Source organism: bacterium endosymbiont of Bathymodiolus sp. 5 South (assembly GCF_900128535.1).
In the GTDB taxonomy this organism is placed as follows: Bacteria; Pseudomonadota; Gammaproteobacteria; order PS1; family Pseudothioglobaceae; genus Thiodubiliella.
The window spans coordinates 1-4,061 of record NZ_FQTR01000146.1; the positions used below are offsets into that span (position 1 = coordinate 1).

Genomic DNA, 4,061 nt, shown 5'->3' on the forward strand with positions numbered 1-4,061 from the left:
GAGTTTTCCGTCGTTGTAGGGTTGGGTTTCTGCCAGGTGTTTTGCGCCAAGGTCTTCTGTTACTTGAGAGTCACCAGGGTTCATGGATAGCCATGGTTTGGTTTGAGCGTCGGAGTTATACGCCTCAACTCTAACATTCAGCTCTTTAGATAAGAATTTCATCATGGATTTGTAATCGTCATCACTTATTGCAGTATTTTTTGTAATGATTCTTATGTTAGAGATAGGATCTTCAATCAGATTTATTGCACCTTTAAATTGTTCTAACAGTTCTTGCTCAGAATAACTGTCTGAGTTTATTGAAGCCATAGGTATCTTGTTGATACTGGGTCTTTTTGCGAGACTGTATAAAACACCAGTGCTATTTTTTTTATAAGAAAAATACACATCGCCTGTGGGGCGTATATCGTAAAACTCAAAATTATTGACCACCCCATTCGCTCCTACTATTCCGCCTACTCTTGTATATTCACTATGTTCATAACGATAAGCATATGATCCTCTATTCGGACCTGAAGGACTGTATGCCAACACATTTGCATTGAAGCTACTACTTAAATCACTCACAAGATCCGAGTAACCAAATGTACCATGTGTGGCATACCAGTCTGCACTACCACGACCCATTTTTATGTTTATTTCTGCTATTGAAGTGCCATCAGGCAGTTGATTTTCTAGTTCTTTCAGTACTGCCGAAGTAGTATCAAAATCACTTGCCATAACACGAATTTTTAACTTACCTTTCAAGCCTTCTATCGATCTATTTAGTTGTAGCGAACCATCCTCACCCACAGAAACAACAAGATGATAATTGTCGTCTGTGTAAGGGTCAAGTCGAGTTAATTCGCCGTCTTTGTAACCCCAAACAACTTTTCCTTCGTCAAGATGATAGCGATTGCTAACCACCATTCTACCGACCAGTGCTGGTCTTGATGAACCTAATCTAGAGCTGACCTTAGTTTCAATACTCCTTTCTTTCAGTCCAATTGCAACCTTTCTACCAAAATCATCGCCTGGATTACATCCTTTTATAGCGACTGTGTCAATGCTTGATTGAGCGGGCAATACACCCCTTAATGTAACAACATAATTAACAATGTTATTGGCTGTTCTATCTCCTGATTTCTTAAATTCTTCATCACCATGTCCAACAAATAGTATTTTAATATTATCTGCTTTTATTTCATGTAATTTAGATCCATGCACAATCTGGTAATCACCATTTTCATCCATTTGAATCAGCGTGGAGTTTTTAAAATGTTTGCCTGCTATGTATGCTGAACTCTCTACTATAGTTGGCTCATCTTCTAACTGAACAACAACATAATGTGTGTCCCTAGGGCCAGGAGAAACTTCAAGCGGGTTTACTACTGTTCTCCTCTCCCATGCACTTAACGCTTGTTGATATTCTGTAATACCATTAACAACTATTGATGCATCCCTCACACATTCCTCAGCCCAAGCTTTGCGAGCTGCATTTTGATCAAGGTTAATCTCGTCTTTACTTAGTAACCTTTCAAATTCACTTTTAACACCTGCAATGCGTCTGATTTGCTCTTCAAGGCTCAAGCCAAGAATGTCTTCTAACATATCTACGCTTGCATCAACATCCAGCTCACCCTTGTTAAATTTATCTTCTAAATGATAGGCAAGAGTATTCTCTGCACACTTGCGTGCAATTGCACTTAATTTATCAAACTGTGTTTGGTATTTGATATTTCGGACTTGCAAATGCCTATCTAAATCGTTAGCCATTCTTTCAAAATTTTTCGTCTTCAGAATCCCTGATTCTAACACCTTAGTCATTTGAAAACCTGCTTCTAATTTTCTTAAAAAATTATAATTACTACCATCCTTACCCTCTTTTTGAATTAACTCATTCAAGAGCTTTGAGTATTCATCAAAACCACCCAATGGATTCTCTAACTTCTCACTGTGGCTTTTAACAGCTTCAGTTCTTTGGGTGGTTTCTCCTTTGTCAGTATCCCAGCTATAAACGGTCTTGGTGCCTCCTGTTAGCATGGTTTTGGTGCCATCAGCATTGACTTCTATTTGTGTTGTTCTGCCAGTTACTTCGGCGTTGATGGTGCCATTACCGCTGTCATACAATCTTTTTGCAACTAATTGTGCTAAAGAGGTAATTTCAGCTGCAGTGCCACTTGAGGAAGGTTTGTCTGTTTCACAACCCACTAAGGCAATACGGCCTTCGTCTGTTTGCTCTATATTGAGTTTTGCTTGTAAAGCTGTAATGCGATTAGACAACGCATCAGCACCCATTGTCTTCATTGATGATCCATGACCCACAACATTGATACGATATTTACCATTGACATTAAGTGCAACTTCGTTGCCGTCTACATCATAAATTTTGATATTACCTGCTTCGTCCATCTTGGCAATATAGCTGTTTTTTGGGTGTTTATTGGCTAAGGCATCAGTGGCGTTTTTGACTGTGTCATCCTTGTTTTCTAATTGGAATATGATGTTGGTTTTGTATTGTGAGTCGTCATTTAAATGTTTGCCATTGTATCTTACCAAAGTGCCTTTATCGTCGTAAACTCGGCTCTCTACTTTGCCAGTAAGCTCATCAAAGCTATAAAGTGTTTTGGCTTTGCCGTCTTTGTGTTTCCACTCGCTTGTGCCAGTGCTTGAGGTAAGTTTTCTGCCATCTGGACCAATGGCAACATACTCACTTCTAGCACTCATGCTTTCAACACCTGTTTGTTTGAGTTGCTGCAACATTTCTGCGCCGTAAGTGCTGGTATTGTCATCCGTTGGATTGTTTGAGGCTAGATTACAACCTACCAGACTAACATGTTTTATAGTGGTAGCGTCTGTATTGAGTTCTTGACTGATGGTGGTAATATTTGCACTTAATTCATCAACACTTCTACCGCCCAGTGTTTGAGTGCCGTCTTCTGCTTCTCTGCCGTAACCCACAGCCACCATTTTGACTTTGCCTGTGATGTCTTTAAGCTGAGTGCCGTAAACCACTCGGTGAGTGCCGTCTTTTTGCATTTGTACGATGGTGGTTTGTGTTGGGTGCTTAAAGGCAAGCTTGAGCGTGCTGTCTTTGACATTGTCATCGGGTTCGGTTTGGATTAGGACTTGGTGGTCGTGGTTGGCTAATTGAGGCTTGGTTTTTTGGGATTCTGCTTTTAGTTTGTTGATTTGTTCTTGGGTTAAGTCCTCCCAAGCTTGGAGTTTTCCGTCGTTGTAGGGTTGGGTTTCGGCTAGGTGTCTTACACTAAGGTCTTCTGTTATTTGGGGGTCACCAGAGTTTATGGATAGCCATGGTTTGGTTTGAGCGTCGAAGTTATACGCCTCAACTCTAACATTCAACTCTTTAGATAAGAATTTCACCATGGATTTGTAATCGTCATCACTCATGACAGTATTTTGAGTAATAATTTTTATTTTAGAAACAGGGATCTCAATCAGATCTATTGCACCCTTAAATTGTTCCAACAGTTCTTGCTCAGAGTAACTGCCTGACTTTATTATGGTGACAGGTATTTTGTTGAGACTGGTTTTTTTTGCAATATTGTATACAACAACAGTTCTGTCTTTTTTGTAGGAAAAACTAATACAGCCGAAGGGGCGTACATCGTAAAATATAAAATCTTTGGTTACCTTATCCGCTCCTGCTACTCCGCCTACTGTTGTGTCTTTATCCCCTTTATAACGATAAGCATACGATCCTCTATTCGGACCTGAAGGACTGTACGCCAACACATTTACATTGAACCTGCTACTTAAATCACTCACAAGACCTGCGTAACCAGCTACACCATGCGTGGCATACCAGTCGGCACTGCTATCACCCATTTTTATGTTTATTTGTGCCATTGAAGTGCCATCAGGCAGTCGCTTTTCTAACTCCAACAGGGCTGCTAAGGTAGTATCAGACTTGTCTGCCATAACACGAATTTTTAGCCTACCTTCCAAACCTTCTATCGATCTATTTAGTTGTAGCGAACCATCCTCACCCACAGAAACAACAAGATGATAATTGTCGTCTGTGTAAGGGTCAAGCTGGGTTAATTCACCGTCTTTGTAAC

The 4,061-nt window shown here is 40.2% G+C and carries 1 protein-coding gene; it reads right to left on the bottom strand.

Going from position 1 to position 4,061, the window contains the following annotated elements; translation table 11 throughout:
• On the bottom strand, positions 1-4,061 hold a 4,061-nt coding region (locus BBROOKSOX_RS09250; protein WP_139661305.1), incomplete at both ends, for a C80 family cysteine peptidase.